The 17097-nt window shown below is 58.0% G+C and carries 14 protein-coding genes and 2 tRNA genes; 1 reads left to right on the forward strand and 15 read right to left on the reverse strand.

The window, feature by feature from the left end; translation table 11 throughout:
* Nucleotides 1–159: 159 nt before the first annotated feature.
* Nucleotides 160–1197, forward strand: coding sequence for an AraC family transcriptional regulator (locus Q8R10_RS00225; protein ID WP_305649936.1), 1038 nt, complete (start codon nucleotides 160–162; stop codon nucleotides 1195–1197).
* Nucleotides 1198–1430: 233 nt separating this feature from the next.
* On the opposite strand, the gene Q8R10_RS00230 is transcribed toward Q8R10_RS00225, so the two are convergent.
* The 15 genes from Q8R10_RS00230 to Q8R10_RS00300 all read right to left on the reverse strand — a co-directional run bounded on the left by Q8R10_RS00230 (nucleotide 1431) and on the right by Q8R10_RS00300 (nucleotide 17068).
* A tRNA-Asp gene (locus Q8R10_RS00230) sits at nucleotides 1431–1507 on the reverse strand.
* A 35-nt stretch (nucleotides 1508–1542) separates the two neighbouring features.
* Nucleotides 1543–1618: transfer RNA gene (locus tag Q8R10_RS00235), tRNA-Val, on the reverse strand.
* 183 nt (nucleotides 1619–1801) lie between these two features.
* A complete protein-coding gene (locus Q8R10_RS00240; RefSeq protein ID WP_305649938.1) occupies nucleotides 1802–3013 on the reverse strand; it encodes an O-succinylhomoserine sulfhydrylase in 1212 nt (403 codons plus the stop codon).
* 23 nt (nucleotides 3014–3036) lie between these two features.
* Nucleotides 3037–4542 carry an amidophosphoribosyltransferase gene (purF, locus tag Q8R10_RS00245; protein WP_305649940.1) on the reverse strand — a complete coding sequence of 502 codons (1506 nt, stop codon included), beginning with the start codon at nucleotides 4540–4542 and terminating at the stop codon, nucleotides 3037–3039.
* 77 nt (nucleotides 4543–4619) lie between these two features.
* Complete coding sequence (locus Q8R10_RS00250; protein ID WP_305649942.1) at nucleotides 4620–5132, reverse strand: CvpA family protein; 513 nt, start codon at nucleotides 5130–5132, stop codon at nucleotides 4620–4622.
* A 67-nt stretch (nucleotides 5133–5199) separates the two neighbouring features.
* On the reverse strand, nucleotides 5200–5802 hold the full coding sequence (locus tag Q8R10_RS00255; protein ID WP_305649944.1) for an SPOR domain-containing protein: 603 nt from the start codon (nucleotides 5800–5802) through the stop codon (nucleotides 5200–5202).
* On the reverse strand, nucleotides 5786–7093 hold the full coding sequence (gene folC / locus Q8R10_RS00260) for a bifunctional tetrahydrofolate synthase/dihydrofolate synthase (protein WP_305649946.1): 1308 nt from the start codon (nucleotides 7091–7093) through the stop codon (nucleotides 5786–5788). The genes Q8R10_RS00255 and folC overlap by 17 nt, the downstream gene beginning before the upstream one ends.
* Nucleotides 7090–7986 carry an acetyl-CoA carboxylase, carboxyltransferase subunit beta gene (accD, locus tag Q8R10_RS00265; protein WP_305649948.1) on the reverse strand — a complete coding sequence of 299 codons (897 nt, stop codon included), beginning with the start codon at nucleotides 7984–7986 and terminating at the stop codon, nucleotides 7090–7092. The genes folC and accD overlap by 4 nt, the downstream gene beginning before the upstream one ends.
* Nucleotides 7987–8175: 189 nt before the next feature.
* Complete coding sequence (locus Q8R10_RS00270; protein ID WP_305649950.1) at nucleotides 8176–8796, reverse strand: phosphoribosylanthranilate isomerase; 621 nt, start codon at nucleotides 8794–8796, stop codon at nucleotides 8176–8178.
* A 39-nt stretch (nucleotides 8797–8835) separates the two neighbouring features.
* Nucleotides 8836–9705 (reverse strand): tRNA pseudouridine(38-40) synthase TruA, encoded by an 870-nt coding sequence (gene truA, locus Q8R10_RS00275; protein ID WP_305649951.1) that lies wholly within the window; start codon nucleotides 9703–9705, stop codon nucleotides 8836–8838.
* Between the two features lie 3 nt (nucleotides 9706–9708).
* Entirely contained in the window at nucleotides 9709–12597 is a 2889-nt protein-coding gene (locus tag Q8R10_RS00280; RefSeq protein WP_305649952.1) for a FimV/HubP family polar landmark protein, read from the reverse strand.
* Between the two features lie 153 nt (nucleotides 12598–12750).
* Nucleotides 12751–13761 carry an aspartate-semialdehyde dehydrogenase gene (locus Q8R10_RS00285; RefSeq protein ID WP_305649954.1) on the reverse strand — a complete coding sequence of 337 codons (1011 nt, stop codon included), beginning with the start codon at nucleotides 13759–13761 and terminating at the stop codon, nucleotides 12751–12753.
* A gap of 249 nt (nucleotides 13762–14010) precedes the next feature.
* The gene (asd, locus tag Q8R10_RS00290; RefSeq protein WP_305649956.1) at nucleotides 14011–15123 is read right to left on the reverse strand and encodes an aspartate-semialdehyde dehydrogenase; all 1113 of its coding nucleotides are present in this window, start codon (nucleotides 15121–15123) and stop codon (nucleotides 14011–14013) included.
* Between the two features lie 66 nt (nucleotides 15124–15189).
* Nucleotides 15190–16272 (reverse strand): 3-isopropylmalate dehydrogenase, encoded by a 1083-nt coding sequence (gene leuB, locus Q8R10_RS00295; RefSeq protein ID WP_305649958.1) that lies wholly within the window; start codon nucleotides 16270–16272, stop codon nucleotides 15190–15192.
* A gap of 37 nt (nucleotides 16273–16309) precedes the next feature.
* Nucleotides 16310–17068: a class I SAM-dependent methyltransferase gene (locus Q8R10_RS00300; protein WP_305649960.1), complete on the reverse strand. Its 759-nt coding sequence runs from the start codon at nucleotides 17066–17068 to the stop codon at nucleotides 16310–16312.
* Nucleotides 17069–17097: the final 29 nt, after the last annotated feature.

Below are 17097 nucleotides of genomic sequence, written 5' to 3' on the forward strand. Positions count from 1 at the left end.
AATAAAGACCCGCAGGGCGACGATCAATGACTGCAAATTACAACCTATTGATCAAAATGCGCAGCCAGCCTTGGCAAACGCCACCCTCCCCCCTAATCTGAGCGCAAACCACCGCCCGGATATGGACAACATGAGCCACAACCACAGCAATCTACGCCCATGAAAGCCCCCCGCGTTCGCCTCGGTGATTTATCGGTGGGCTTTGTGCAGTGCTTAGCCGAAAGCGTGCAAGCCCTCGGGCAAGACCCGCAAGCCTTGCTCGAGCAATTTGATCTTGCGCCGGCGCGCCTGGCGCAACCGCGTGCGCGCCTGTCGATCCCGCGCTATATGCGCCTGGGGCATGCCGCCATGCAACTGACCAACGCGGCCTATCTGGGCCTGCAAATGGGTCAACTCAGCCGCTTCAACCAGGCAGGTCTGGCGGGCATTACCGCAGCGCAGGCGCCCACGGTACGGGAAGCCGCGCGCACCCTGATTCGTTTTGAGCCGCTGTATGCCTATAACTATCGCGGCCAATCGAGTTTTCACGAAGACGCCCAGGGCGCCTGGCTGCGTTTCTACTCCATCAGTCCGTATAACGCCTACAACCGTTTCGTGGTCGACTCGGTATTGGCCGGCTGGGTGCAGCAACTGAGCAGTTTGGCTGGCCAACGCCTGAGTGCGGAACAGACCTGCATCGAATTCGCCGCCCCCAGCTATGCCGAGCACTACCCGCAAGCCTTTAGTGGCCCAGTCGAATTTGCCGCCGAGCGCAATCAGCTGCAGCTAAGCCAAGCCAGCCTGGCCCTGCGTAACCCACAGCACTGCCCGAGCACCTGGCGGCATCTACTCGAGATTTGCGAGCGCGAACTAGAGCAGTTAACCCGTACCCGCAGCCTGACCGAACGCATCAGCCAACTGCTGGGGCCGTTACTGCATGGTCGTGAGCCGGAACTGGCCGAGATTGCCGCGCGCTTGCAGTTACCGAGCTGGACCCTGCGGCGCAAATTGGCCGAGGAAGGCACGCAATTTCGGGCGGTGCTCAACAACACCCGCCACGACCTCGCCATCAGCTATATCCGCGACACCGACCTGGCTTTTGGTGAAATCGCCTTTCTGCTTGGCTTTGCGTCGGCAGAGGCCTTTCAGCGTGCGTTTAAGCGCTGGAGCAGCCAGACTCCCGGCGAATTTCGCCGCAGCCAACGGCTCGCCCATTAAACCCACTTAGAGCTCGGTGGCATCATCGATGGGCTCAGCCGGCTCCCAGTCAGTGGCGTGGTAGTCGAGCAACTCTTCTTGATAGTCGTTCATTGGGATAATCCTTGATTGCGAAAGTGAGTCTTACCAAGACCCACCTCGCAGCCTAAAGATCCCCAATGAACAAAAGATGACAACAAAAACCGAAACAAAAGAAAAACCCCCAAGCATTTCTGCTTGAGGGCTTTCGAATATGGCGCAGCGGACGGGACTTGAACCCGCGACCCCCGGCGTGACAGGCCGGTATTCTAACCAACTGAACTACCGCTGCGCAGCGGCCGAACTTTCGTTCGTACTCGTGAGAACTGGTGGGTGATGACGGGATCGAACCGCCGACCCGCTGCTTGTAAGGCAGCTGCTCTCCCAGCTGAGCTAATCACCCAGTGTCTCGCGAGGTGTGCAATTTACCCATGGGGCGATGCTAAGTCAATAGCCTGCTTGAAGTTTTTCTAAAAACAGGCAAATTTCAAAGCGCCTGGCAAAGCATCAACTGATGCCTTGCCAGCAGAATCCCAAGACTCAGCACCCTGGACCGAACAGTTACAACTACAGACGCAAACTGTCTTTATAGCGCCGCTAAACCACGGGCTAAGTCAGCTTTTAGATCAACCACATCCTCCAGGCCAATCGCCAAACGAATCAGACTGTCGCGAATACCTGCCGCGGCGCGATCCTCAACCGACAAGCGACCATGGGTAGTGGTCGCGGGATGAGTGATGGTGGTTTTGGTATCGCCCAGGTTAGCGGTGATCGAAATCAACCGCGTGGCGTCGATAAAACGCCACGCAGCCTCTTTACCGCCGACCACCTCAAAGCTCACCACCGCACCGAAACCGCTCTGCTGCCGTTTGGCCAACTCATGCTGCGGATGGCTGGGCAAACCGGCGTAATAGACTTTCGCCACCTGCGGTTGCTGCTCAAGCCATTCGGCCAGCGCCTGGGCACTGGCGCAATGGGCCAGCATGCGCAAACGCAGCGTCTCCAAGCCTTTGAGGAACACCCAGGCATTGAACGGGCTCATGGTCGGCCCCGCGGTGCGCAAGAAGCCCACCACCTCGATCATCTGCGCCGCACGGCCCGCCACCACACCGCCCAGGCAACGGCCCTGACCATCGATGAACTTGGTGGCCGAATGGATAACGATATCCGCCCCCAGCGCCAAGGGCTTTTGCAGCACCGGGGTGCAGAAGCAGTTATCCACGATCAACTGCGCCGAACGCGCGTGGGCAATGTCTGCCAGCGCGGCAATATCAACCAACTCGGCCAAGGGATTAGACGGTGACTCGACAAACAGCAGCTTGGTGTTGACCTTGAACGCCCGCTGCCAAGCATCGAGATCGGTCAACGGCACATAGTCGACCTGAATGCCGAAACGCTTAAAGTACTTCTCAAACAGGGTAACCGTGGCACCGAACACGCTGCGCGACACCAGAACATGATCACCGGCGCTGCACAGGCCCATGACACAAGCCAGAATCGCCGCCATGCCGGAGGCAGTTGCCACCGCTTGCTCAGCGCCTTCGAGCGCCGCGATGCGCTCTTCAAAGGTGCGCACCGTGGGGTTGGTATAGCGCGAGTAAACGTTACCCGGCACTTCGCCGGCAAAGCGCGCGGCCGCTTCGGCGGCAGAGCGGTAGACATAACTGGAGGTCAAGAACAGCGCATCACCATGCTCGCCTTCTGGCGAGCGATGCTGACCGGCGCGCACCGCCAAGGTGTCGAAGGCTACGCCCTCAAGATCGCTATCCAGTCGCCCGGCATCCCAATCGCGCGTCATATCACTCACTCCCCACTTCCCACTCAGTTGTTATACAGATCGATGATCGCGCTGACGGCGCTGGACTTGACCTTGGACAGGTCATTACGCGCCTGCTCGATCTTGTGCAGGTAGGCCGAATCGATATCGCCCGTCACGTATTCGCCGTTGAATACAGAATTATCAAAGCCTTGCAGCGCCGGATTGCTTTCACTGACCGCCTCGACCAAATCGGCCAGATCCTGATAAATCAGCCAATCGGCGCCAATCAACTCGGCCACTTCTTCGGTGCTGCGATTGTGCGCGATCAATTCGTGGGCACTCGGCATGTCGATGCCGTACACGTTCGGGTAACGCACAGCCGGCGCCGCCGAGCAGAAGTAGACATTCTTCGCCCCGGCTTCACGCGCCATCTGGATGATCTGCTTGCAGGTGGTGCCGCGCACGATCGAGTCATCCACCAGCATGACGTTCATGCCGCGAAACTCTTGCTCGATGGCATTCAGCTTCTGCCGGACCGATTTCTTGCGGGCCGCCTGGCCCGGCATGATAAAGGTGCGACCGATATAGCGATTCTTGACGAAGCCTTCGCGAAACTTAACGCCCAGATGGTTGGCCAACTCCAGCGCCGAGGTGCGGCTGGTATCGGGAATCGGGATCACCACATCGATGTCGTGCTCAGGCCGCTCACGGAGGATTTTCTCCGCCAGCTTCTCGCCCATCCGCAAGCGCGCCTTGTACACCGAGACGCCATCCATGATCGAGTCAGGACGAGCCAGGTACACATACTCAAAGATGCACGGCGAGTAGAAGGTCTTCGCGGCGCACTGACGGGTTGTCAGCTTGCCATCGCTGGTGATGTACACCGCTTCACCCGGGGCCAGATCGCGAATCAAGGTAAAACCGAGCACGTCCAACGAGACACTTTCCGAGGCGATCATGTACTCGACGCCCTCATCGGTGTGGCGCTGACCGAAGACAATCGGACGAATCCCATTCGGGTCGCGAAAACCGACAATTCCGTAGCCGGTGATCATCGCCACCACGGCGTAACCACCAATGCAGCGCTGATGCACATCGGTGACGGCCGCAAACACGTCGTCTTCGGTCGGCTGCAATTTACCGCGCTGCGCCAACTCGTGAGCGAACACGTTGAGCAGCACTTCAGAATCGGAGTTGGTGTTGACGTGACGCAGATCCGACTCATAGATCTCTTTGGCCAACTGCTCGACGTTAGTCAGGTTGCCGTTGTGCGCCAGGGTAATGCCGTAGGGCGAGTTGACGTAAAACGGCTGCGCCTCGGCAGAGCTGGAGCTGCCGGCAGTCGGGTAACGCACATGGCCAATGCCCATATGGCCGACCAAGCGCTGCATGTGGCGCTGATGAAACACGTCACGTACCAGGCCGTTGTCCTTGCGCAAAAACAACCGGCCATCATGGCTAGTCACAATACCGGCAGCATCCTGGCCACGGTGTTGGAGGACGGTAAGCGCGTCATACAGCGCCTGATTGACGTTCGACTTACCGACGATACCGACGATGCCACACATGTGACGCAACCCCTGCTAGTAGTACTGCTAATTCTGGGCATTGGTGCGCAGCACACAACGCCCCTTTAACTGCGATTTTAACTCGGCGCGTGCAAACTGCTCGCAAGCCACTGACCCGCCATCCCGACAATCAGGTTTTTTGACCAATCGGCGACTATTAGAAAATGTGGAATCAGGCTCGATTGCTGCCACCACGGGTCTTGCTGAACGGGTGCCAGGCTTAGCAGCCCGGTTAGCACCACCACCAGCAAGGCGCCGCGAGCGCCACCGAAGACCATGCCAAGAAAGCGATCAGTGCCCGACAAACCGGTCACCCGCACCAACTCACTGATCAGGAAATTAACCAAGGCGCCCACCAGCAAGGTGGCCACAAATAAAATCGCGCAGCCGGCGATAATTCGCGCCGAAGGCATTTCAATAAAGTCGGTGAGGTGCTGGGCTAGCGCGCCGCCAAACATCCAGGCAACAACGCCGGCAATGATCCAGGTCACCAGCGACAGGGCTTCTTTGACGAAGCCGCGCTTGAGGCTGATCAAACAGGAGATAACGATGATGGCGATAATCGCCCAATCAACCCAAGTAAGTGCCACAGCAAAGCCTGCATACATGAAAGGCCGGCGATTTTAACAGAGCGCCGGCCTCACGGTAAGCTGCGCTTCAGCCTCGTTCGGGCTGAAAGCGCACCACAAAGCCATTGAGCTTCTGCTGGCGGGTTAATTGATCGCGCAAACGATCAGCCTCAGCGCGCTCAATGACCGGGCCGACAAAGACCCGATTCATGCCTTCGACGTTGCGTACGTAGGCATTGTAGCCGGCACCACGCAGGCGATTCTGCAAGCTATCGGCACTGGTGCGACTGGATAAACTGGCCAGTTGAATCGACCAGCTGACAGACAGACCGTTGGCATCCAAACGGCTGGCTGGCGCTGCGACTTCGGCGACCGACGGCTTAGTAGCGGCTGGCGGCGTTACTGCGGCCACCGGCTTAGCCGGCACAGCTACGGCTGGTGCAGCTGCCGCGATCTCCGACTCGGTCATCGGTACTGGCTCTTCAGGCAGTGACTGCGCCTGTGGCACGCTAACCGGATCCAGCTCAACCTGAGGCATCACTGGCGCTTGCGGCATAGCAGGGGCATCGACCACCACGCGCTGCAAATCATCCTGACGAGACAGCAACATCGGCAGAAAAATCACCATCAACGCCAGCAACACTAAAGCACCGACGATTCGCTGCTTGAGCCCACTATCGAGCAAAGCCATTGCCTACCTCCTGTGCAGCAACACAAGCCAACCATTCCAGGGCTTGCGCAACGCAATAAAAAGATCCAAATACCAGAATTTCATCGTCTGCCGTGGCCTGCGCGCACTGCACCTGCAGCGCAGCTGCGACATCCACATAGGCCTCGACCTGAGCACCCAAGTTAAGCAGCGCCGCTTTTATTTCCGCCGCCGGGCGCGCTCGCTCGGTGGGCAAATTGACCACCGCCCAGTCCTGAACCTCATCGCGCAAGGCATTCAGCACCCCCGACAAGTCTTTATCCGCCAGCAAACCGAACACCGCCAGACGCTTGCCAGGTACTGGCCGGCTGGCTAGCAGCTGCGCCAGATACTCAGCCGCGTGGGGATTATGCCCAACATCCAGCAACAGTGTCAGTGACTTACCTTGCCAATGCAGCTGACGCCGATCCAAACGCCCAACCACCCGCGTCGCCGCCAAGGCTGCCGCCAGCTGCACAGGCCGCCAAGGCAAATCCAGCAAAGCGTAGGCTTGCACGGCCAAGGCGGCGTTTTCCAGCGGCAAATCCAGCAAGGGCAAAGCGTCTAACTGCAAGACTTCACCGCGTGCATTCAGGCCGCGCCAGCTCCAGACCGCCCCATCAATCGTCAGATCGTAATCACGGCCACGGAGAAATAACGGGCAGTCGAGCTCAGCCACTCGCTCCAGCAATGGTAGGGGCGGGTCGAGATCACCGCACAACGCCGGCTTCCCAGCACGCAGGATGCCGGCCTTCTCGAAGGCCACCGACTCACGGGTATCCCCCAGCCAGTCGGCGTGATCCAGGCCGATGCTGGTGATCAGCGCCAGATCAGCGTCAATCAGGTTGACGGCATCCAGCCGTCCGCCCAAGCCAACCTCAAGAATTACCGCATCCAAAGCGGCGCGCTCAAACAGCCAAAAGGCAGCCAAAGTACCCATCTCAAAATAAGTCAGGGATATCTGCGCGCGGGCACGCTCAACTTCAGCAAAGGCAACGCAGAGCTCGGCGTCAGTAGCATCGACACCGGCAATCCGCACCCGCTCGTTGTAGTGCAATAGATGCGGGGAGCTGTAAACAGCCACTTTGAGCCCCTGCGCTAGCAGCAAGGACTCCAAAAAGGCGCAGGTAGAACCCTTGCCATTAGTGCCTGTTACGGTAATAACCAAGGGCGCTGGCCGACTCAAGCCAAGTTGAGTGGCAACCTGTTGCACACGCTGCAAACCCATGTCGATGGCCGACGGGTGCAATTGCTCCAGATAACTCAGCCAATCGGCCAGCGCCCGTTGCGTCATAGGGCAGCGATCGCCGCTGTGGTTACTGGCGTTGGCGTAGGCAAATGCTGCATCTGCGCCAAAATACGGGCCAACCGCGGACGTAACTCTTCACGGTGAATGATCATGTCGATAGCGCCGTGCTCAAGCAAAAACTCACTGCGCTGAAAGCCTTCGGGCAACTTTTCACGCACCGTTTGCTCGATCACCCGCGGCCCGGCAAAACCAATCAAAGCGCGCGGTTCGGCAACTATGACATCACCGAGCATGGCCAAACTGGCTGATACACCGCCATAAACCGGGTCGGTCAACACCGAAATAAAGGGCACGCCCTCTTCGCGCAAACGCGCCAGCACCGCCGAGGTTTTCGCCATTTGCATCAGCGAAATCAACGCCTCTTGCATGCGTGCGCCACCGGAGGCGGCAAAACAAATCAAGGGGCAGCCTTTTTCCAGCGCGACATTCGCCGCCCGGACAAAACGCTCGCCAACAATGGCGCCCATCGAGCCGCCCATAAAGCCGAACTCAAAAGCACAAGCCACTACCGGCAGACCGAGCACGGCGCCGCGCATGGCAATCAGCGCATCTTTTTCACCGGTCTGTTTTTGTGCTGCGAGCAAACGGTCTTTGTATTTTTTGCTATCGCGAAACTTCAACCGATCAACCGGCTCAAGTTCTGCGGCGATCTCTTCACGGCCCTCGGCATCAAGAAAGATATCCAGCCGCGCCCGCGCGCCGATGCGCATGTGGTGATTGCACTTCGGGCAGACGTCCAAGGTCTTTTGCAACTCAGGACGGTAAAGCACCGCCTCACAAGACGGGCATTTGTGCCACAAGCCCTCAGGGACCGAGCTCTTTTGCACCTCAGAACGCATGATGGTGGGAATCAGCTTGTCGACCAGCCAGTTACTCATGCTCTCTTTCTCCAGCTCTTAATTCTAAAAATGTAGGCCCAGCCTAGCTGCTGGCCTCGGCCATGCAGTGCAGACCCGAGCAAATGCTTGATTGCAGCTTGATGGACGGCCAAGCATCTGCGGTCGTCACATAGCACTATCAGCCGCAAAGCCATGCCTCAGTAACATTCCAGCACGCCCGTTCGAGCATTAGGCCCGGCGAACTTCGCGTAAAAAAGCCTCAAGTTTGCCAGCATCTTTGATGCCCTTGCTCGCCTCTACCCCACCACTGACGTCCACCGCATAAGGGCGCACTTGCTCGATAGCGGTAAACACATTTTGTGGCGTGAGCCCGCCCGCCAGTATCACCGGTTTGGACAAGTTGTGCGGCACCAATGACCAATCAAATGCGGCGCCAGTGCCACCTGGAACACCAGGCACAAAGGTGTCGAGTAATATCCCCGAAGCCTGCTCATAGGGCGCAGCCAGCTGGGCAATATCATCACCCGGTTTAACCCGTAACGCCTTGATGTAGGGACGCTGATAACCGGCGCAATCGGCCGGAGTCTCATCACCATGAAACTGCAACAGATCCAGCGGCAACCCATCAAGCAGCGCAGTTAACTCGCGCCGATTGGCATTAACAAACAAGCCCACCGTAGTCACAAAGGGTGGCAGGACCGCAATAATCGCCTGCGCCTGCTCAACGCTAACAGCCCGCGGGCTCTTCGAGTAGAACACAAAACCCAAGGCATCGGCTCCAGCGGCCACCGCGAGCAATGCGTCCTCGATACGGGTGATGCCACAGATCTTGCTGCGTACGACTGACACCTTAGGGCTACCTCAGACTATGGGCATGACTGCGAAACTTTACTCAAGGTCGACCATAACATCCGGTAACCCGGATAAAAAATGCGGGCCGAGATAACGCACCGGCAAATCAAAGTCCTGGGCATATTCAACCTGCACCAGATACAAACCAAAAGGATGCGCCGTTACCCCGCCAGTGCGACGCACGCGGCCTTCCAGCACCTCACGCGCCCATTCAACCGGGCGCTCACCGGCACCTATGGTCATCAACACGCCAGCGATATTACGGACCATATGATGCAAAAAGGCATTGGCACGAATATCCAACACAATCAGTCGGCCAAAGGTCTGTAACTGCAAATGGTGAACCGTTTTGATCGGCGACTTAGCCTGACACTGGCGCGCACGAAACGCACTGAAGTCATGGGTGCCCACCAATTGCAAGGCGGCGCTGCGCATCAACTCGACATCCAAGGGTCGGTGATTCCAGGTGACTTCTTCGGCCATATGCGCGGGACGAATTTGATCGTTGTAAATCACATAGCGATAGCGCCGCGCCTTGGCGCTAAAGCGTGCGTCAAAATGTGCCGGCATTAGCTTGGCCCAAGTCACGCTGATGTCCGCCGGCAAATTCATATTGGCGCCCATCACCCAGGCATGCAGGCTGCGCTCGACACTGGTGTCGAAGTGCACCACCTGGGCACTGGCATGCACCGATGCATCGGTGCGACCGGCGCAGCTCAGCCTAACCGGCGCGCCGCCCGCGACTTTCGACAGGGCGTTTTCTAGGGTTTCCTGGATGGTTGGCACGCCTGCTCGCTGGCGCTGAAAACCACGATAGCGCGAACCCTTGTACTCAATCCCGAGGGCCACCCTGAAAATGCCAGTGGCAGCCACATTGGCTGCCACTGGTAATACTGCTTCAGTCATTGATCAAGTGAGACGGGCGATCAAGTCGCGCGCTTCCTGTTGTTGAGTGTCACTGCCCTCGGCAACAACCTCATCGAGAATGTCGCGCGCCCCTTCGGTATCGCCCATATCGATGTAGGCACGGGCCAAGTCAAGCTTGGTGGCCGACTCATCGGTGCCGGACAAGAAGTCGAAGTCGTCATCGCCATCCAGGCCTTCGGCAGACTCAAGATCAAGCAGTGGCGCGTCTAGATCATCCATAGCATCTGGTTGATCGAGGTTGTTCGCCAACTGCTCAAGCTCAGCCGTCACCTCATCAAGATGAGCGGCAAAGCTGTCAGTGCTTACCACTGCCGGCGCTTCTTCAGCCAAAGACAGATCGAAGTCTGCTGGCAGGTCAAGCGCATCCGCCGGCTCGTCTGCCGGCAAATCCAGGCTCAGCGCAGAAAAGTCATTAGTCACTGCCGCAGGCTCATCATCCAGGCTCAACAGGAAATCTTCATCGGCGCCAGCCACAGAGGGTTGACCGTCGGCTTCCATTTCCAGGCTGAAATCGGCCAGGTCAAACTCTTCTTCTGCCGTGCTAACTGGCGAATCCAACTCAAGATCAAAACTCAGCTCTTGATTCGCCGTCGGCTTAACCGCCTCATCAGCCAAATCAAAATCACCATCCAGACTCAGGTCGGCAAAGTCTGCGCTTGAGCCCTGTGCATTGCTCGCAGCTAAGTCGCTATCCAACTCAGCCTCAAGGTCATCCAAACTTAGATCGAACGCATCATCCATATCTTGCCCAGGAGCCGCTGCAGCAGGCTCATCCAAGTCCAGATCATCCAGACTAAAGGCATCCAACTCAGCGTCCATGTTGCTCGCGGCAGCAGCAACCCCAACAGCTACCGCTGCGGCAGTCATGCCTGGGTACTTGGCTTTAATTTGATCGACATCGGCAGTCACACCACCAATTTCACGCAGCTCACTTTCTTGCCGAGCAAAACCATCGCGATCACCCAACTCAGCTTGTACCTCGAGCAACTTCAGGCGCAAATCACTGCGTTGTGGCTCGTCATTGATGGCGTTCTGCAGCAGTTCCGCGGCCTGATTGAAGCGGCCATAAGCGATATAAATATCAGCCTCACCCAGCGGGTCTGCAGTTTGGGCCGTTACCCGCTCAGGCGCAGCATCAAGATCAGCATCGGTATCGACCGGAGTGTCTAGCTCGTCGAAGCTGCTTTCTGGCAGTTCCAGATCACTATCGAGCGGCTCGTCATCGTCTGCATGCAGGCCTTCGAGCAACTCAGCTTCTTTCTGAGCGTTACGCTTGGACAGCATCATCAAGCCGATCAGTAACGCCAGCAAACCACCACCACCGGCAATCGCCAGGAGCATTGGATTGGCCAGCAGACCATCAATAAAGCTTTCCGCTTCAGGTTCTGCAACCGGTGCCATAGCTGGCGCAACGGCAACTGGCTTAACCGGGGCGACTTCTACTACAGGCTTAGCAGCTTCAACCGGAGCAGGCGCTACAGTTTCCGCGGGCTTTGCCGGTTCTTCGCTGTAGTTGAAATCTGTGGCTGGCGCAGGGGTAGCAGCAGGCTTGCCAGCGTCTACGGCCGGCACCGGGACTGGGGCAGGAGTTGGCACCGGTACTGGCGCAGCAACTGGCTCTTTTACCGCAGGTGCCGCAACCGCAGGCTCTTTAGTTGCTGGCGCGGGAGCCACAACCACAGCAGTCGGCTGCGCTGCTGTTTTACCTTTAGCGGCCAAGTCGGCCTGAAGCTTGGCCAACTGATCGTCTTTGAGTTGAATCAAACGTTGCAACTTATCCAACTGGCTTTGTAGATCGGTCATCCGACCTTTCAACTCGCCATTTTCACGACGAGTTGAATCCAAGCTTTCTTTGGTTACTTGCAACTGATCATTTAACGCCTTGCTGTCGCCATTAGCGCCCTTGTCGCTACCTGCGCCGGCCTTACCGGTCTCGGCTGCGACCAACTGCAAACTGTCTTTAGCTTCGGTTTTTGCAGGCGCGGCACCGGCAACATTACGCTTAGTTGCATCCAGTTGGCGGTTCTCGCTGCTGGCAATGCTACGGCCTTCGCGCCATGCGGCAGTTTGCTCATTAACCTGGGCAATCGCCTCACTTGGCGAGCGACTATTGATCTGTTGTTGATCGGGTAGACGCAGCACCTGACCGCTTTTCAGGCGATTGATATTGCCGCCAATGAACGCATCCGGATTGAGGTCCTGAATAGCCAGCATGGTCTGATGAGCATTCGCACTGCCGCCAGGCAGACGACGGGCAATTTCCCATAGGGTGTCGCTGGAGGTGGTTTTGTAATCTTTGCCACTGAGCTTGTTGGATGTCGCAGCAACTGGCGCTGCTGCTGGACGGCTAGCTGCGGCAACTGGAGCTGGAGCTGCCGCGGTAACCGGGCGCACCGCCGGAGTTACAGGGCGCGGCATAGGCGCTGCTACCGGCATTCTCGGCGCAGCTGCGGCAGTCGTTTGCGGGGAGTACAGCGGCGGATCGAGCAATACCGTGTATTCGCGCAGCAGTCGACCGCTTGGCCAGAGCACTTCAACTAAAAAATTCAGGTAGGGTTCACGTATGGGCTTACTGGAGGTGACGCGAATAAAGCTTTTACCATTGGCCTTGATCACCGGCGTGAACTTAAGGTCATTAAGTAAAAACTGCCGATCAACTCCGGCCCGAGTAAAGTCCTCAGGCGAGGCCAAACTTGGAATCAGCTCGCCAGTGGCGAGGTCGCGCACTTCCAGCAATTCAATCTCTGCCACCAACGGCTGATCAAGCGAAGACTTCAGGGACACTTCCCCGAGCCCTAACGCTTGCGCCATACCAGAGCTCAGCGCCGAAGCAGCTGCAATTGCCAGTACTAGTTTGCGAACCTGAACCATAGCGTGATCCTTTGTTTTATCTTTTTTTTCTCGACGTACGCGAGGGTCTCAAGTCACTGACTGCATGCGCCTTGCGACGAATCCCAGCCAGCGTTCAGCCAATTCAGTATTGCTAAGTTAGAATGATTCTTCAAATCTAACGCTAAGTATCTTTTACAGATAGTGTTTTATCAACAACTCGGCTATTTGCACAGCGTTCAGTGAAGCACCTTTTCGCACATTATCAGACGCAATCGACAAATTCAGTTCAGTCAAATCATCCAACCCGCTGCGCAGCCGACCGACATAGATCTCATCCTGCCCAACCGCATCGCCAACTGCCGTTGGATAATCGCCCAGCTCAACCAACTCAACGCTTGCAGCCGCATTTAAAGCAGTAGCAATAGCCGGCAGATCAACCACCGCGCCGGTCTGCACGGACAAACTCAAACTATCGCCAAAAAACACCGGGGCTAGCACGCAAGCGGCCGCCACTGACAGTTTCGGCAAGGCCAATACCTGCTTAAGCTCGCGCGCCAACCGCAATTCAAGCAGCCCATGACCGGACGCATCAACTGCGCCCGCTTGCGGCAACAGATTAAAGGCGATTTGCCGATCAAAAAAGCGCGGCTCCAGGGGCCGCACATTGAGTAATTCGGCGGTTTGCCGGGCTAACTCAGTCACCCCCTCACGACCCTGACTGGATACTGCCAGGCAAGCCGTCACCGTCACTCGCTGCAACTCAAGCAAGCCACGCAATGGTGCCAGCACTGTTGCCAAGGCAACCACCGATGGGCTCGGACTGGTCAATTGATAGGGCGCTGAGAGGCTTTCAAGCAGCTCGGCATTCGCCTCCGGTACCAGCCGCGGCGCCTGTTCGAGCGGCAAAGCGCCGCTGAGATCGATCAAGCTGCACCCAGCCTTATGGGCTAGCGGGGCAAAACGGCTAGTAACCTTTTCGCTGGCGGCAAAAAACACCAGTTGCACCTGCGCAAAATCGAAACCCTCGACTTCACGCACCCGCAGATTTTTACCTTTGAACGGCAACGAATGCCCAGCCGACTCGGCGCTGGCCAGCAGGTGCAAGGTGCCCAGCGGAAAATCGCGCTCTTCCAGCAGCTGCACCAGGGTTTCACCGAGCGTGCCAGTGGCGCCGACTACGGCGATATTAAAAGATTGGCTCACAGCATGACCTCAGGCGAAACGGGGAGCGCACTGTAACTGCCACCCCGCACCCAGGCAATTTTAACAGGCCATTGAAAAACTACTGCGCTCGGCCATGCTGCGTTGAAATCAGCCTAAAAATGCTCATTTACGACCAGTAAACTGCGCTTTTTCGGCTGATTTCGCCTTGCCTGACCTTCGCTCGCTACTTTTTTCAACAGCCTGTTAAACCGGCGCCCGCACCAACCTCGCGGCCGCCAGCCACAACGCTTAACGCTCCAGCAGAATCCGCAGCATGCGCCGCAACGGCTCGGCCGCGCCCCACAGCAACTGGTCACCCACGGTGAAGGCACCCAGGTACTGCGAGCCCATGTTCATCTTGCGTAAGCGTCCAACGGGTACGCTGAGGGTGCCGGTGACTGCGGTCGGCGACAGCTCACGCATGCTCGCCTCGCGCTGGTTTGGCACCAGTTTGACCCAGGGATTGTGCTGGCTGATCAGGCTTTCGATATCCGCCAACGGCACATCTTTATTCAGCTTGATGGTCAGTGCCTGGCTGTGACAGCGCATGGCGCCGATGCGCACGCAAAAACCGTCGATTGGAATCGGGCTCTTGTTGCGGCCGAGAATCTTGTTGGTCTCCGCCTGGCCTTTCCACTCTTCGCGGCTTTGACCGTTAGGCAGCTCTTTGTCGATCCACGGGATCAAGCTGCCGGCCAAAGGCACACCGAAGTTATCGGTCGGGTATGCGTCGCTGCGCATCGCCTCGGCCACTTTGCGGTCGATGTCGAGAATAGCGCTGGCCGGGTTGGCCAGATCATCGGCCACCGCCGCATGGGTGGCGCCCATCTGCTTGATCAGCTCACGCATATTCTGCGCGCCGGCGCCGCTCGCCGCCTGATAGGTCATGGCGCTCATCCACTCGACCAAGCCAGCTTCGTACAAGCCGCCCAAGGCCATCAGCATCAGGCTAACGGTGCAGTTACCGCCGATATAGTCTTTGGCGCCGGCATCCAGCGACTGGTCGATCACCTTACGGTTGACCGGGTCCAGCACTATCACCGACTCATCGGCCATGCGCAGGGTCGAGGCAGCATCGATCCAATAGCCCTTCCAACCGGCTTCGCGCAGCTTGGGGAAGACTTCACTGGTGTAATCGCCGCCTTGGCAGGTGAGGATCACGTCGAGAGTTTTCAGCTCATCGATGCTGTAAGCATCTTTCAGCGGTGCAATGTCTTTACCCACTGCCGGGCCTTGGCCACCCACATTGGAGGTGGTGAAGAACACTGGCTCGATCAAGTCGAAGTCCCGCTCTTCTAACATTCGCTGCATCAGCACCGAACCCACCATGCCCCGCCAACCGATCAGACCTACGCGCTTCATAGCACTACCTTCAATAAAGAGTCAGCGCGCAGCCGTGGCCGCGCGGCAAAAATCACACATTACACATCACAAACCGCGCAGGGCCGCGACTACCGCATCGCCCATCGCCGCAGTGCCTACCTTGGTGGTACCAGCGCTGTAGATATCGCCGGTACGCAGGCCTTGATCGAGCACCAGGCTCACCGCCTGCTCAATGGCCGCTGCCGCTTCATGCAGATTGAAACTGTACCGCAGCAGCATCGACACCGACAAAATGGTCGCCAGCGGGTTAGCAATCCCCTGCCCGGCAATATCCGGCGCCGAGCCGTGGCAAGGCTCGTACATCCCTTTGTTATTGGCATCCAGGGATGCCGACGGCAGCATGCCGATCGAGCCGGTGAGCATCGACGCTTCATCAGACAAGATATCGCCGAACAAGTTGTCGGTGACCATCACATCGAACTGTTTAGGCGCACGCACCAACTGCATGGCGGCGTTATCGACGTACATATGGCTGAGTTCGACGTCCGGATAATCCTTGGCCACCTCCATCACCACGGTACGCCACAACTGGCTGGAGGCCAGCACGTTGGCCTTGTCCACCGAGCAAAGTTTCTTGCCACGCACCCGCGCCATGTCGAAACCGACCCGGGCGATCCGGCTGATTTCGCTCTCGCTGTACGGCAGGGTGTCGTAGGCCATGCGCTGGCCATCTTCCAGCACCAGGGTTTCCCGCGGCTGGCCGAAGTAGATGCCGCCGGTCAGTTCACGCACGATCAGAATATCCAGCCCCGCCACCACCTCAGGTTTCAGCGACGACGCATCGGCCAGTTGCGGATAGAGAATCGCCGGGCGCAGGTTGGCGAACAGCCCCAGTTGCGAGCGGATTTTCAGCAGACCGCGCTCCGGGCGCAGGGCTGGCTCGATCTTGTCCCACTGCGGGCCACCGACCGCGCCGAGCAGAATCGCATCGGCGGCGCGGGCGCGCTCGAGGGTCTCATCGGCCAGCGGCACGCCATATTTCTCGTAGGCGGCGCCGCCCAGCTCGTCGAACGACAGCTCAAAACCCAGGCTGTACTTGTCGTTGGCCAGTTCTAGCACCTTGACCGCTTCGGCCATGATTTCCGGACCAATACCGTCGCCTGGGAGAATCAGAATCTGCTTGCTCATTACGTCTCTCTCAATCAATTCGTTTTATAAGAGCCGCTCAACGTTCGGCCCAAAGCACCAACACATCGAAGCTAAAGGAGCCATCGCTGGCCACCTCGAAATACTCACGGACCTCGGCGCCCACCGCCGCTTGCAAGGCCAAAATCGCCGAACAAAACACCGCTGGCGTGCGCATCCGCTCGACCCAGGACCTGAAGTCTATGTGCAGACGCTGGCGCGTATGGCTGCGCACTTGCAAGCCCGCTTCACCGACCTGCCGCAGCCACTCGACGCAGGAATAATCGCGCACATGGCTGCTATCACGCAGCACTTCTACCGTTTGCAGATGGGTATCCAGTAGCGGCGTGCCGGGTGACATCACATCGATAAAGGCCGCGACGCCGCCGGGTTTCAGCACCCGCCGCGCCTCACGCAAGGCCAGCCCTAGGTCGCTCCAGTGATGCGCCGAATAACGACTAAACACGAAGTCGAACTCGCCATCGGCAAACGGCAAACACTCGGCGGCGCCCTGCACGGTGCGCAGATTGCTTAACTCGCGCGCCACCGCAGCTTGCGCCACCACCTCAAGCATTTGCGCGGACAGATCATAAGCCACCACCTCGGCCACCAGCGGCGCAACGTGAAAGCTCACATGCCCAGCGCCACAGCCCAGGTCCAGCACCCGCGCATCGCTGCGGCCGGCAACCGCTGCCTGCAACAACGCAAACTCGCTGCCTTGGGCATGCACGACACTGTTTAAGTAGGCATCGGCCTGTTCGCCAAACTGGCGTTGCACAACCTGTTCGTGGTCACTCATGGCCGCCTCCTTAGCGTGTGCAGCACAAA

The sequence above is a fragment of the Pseudomonas sp. genome, from assembly GCF_030698175.1.
Taxonomy (GTDB): domain Bacteria; phylum Pseudomonadota; class Gammaproteobacteria; order Pseudomonadales; family Pseudomonadaceae; genus Aquipseudomonas.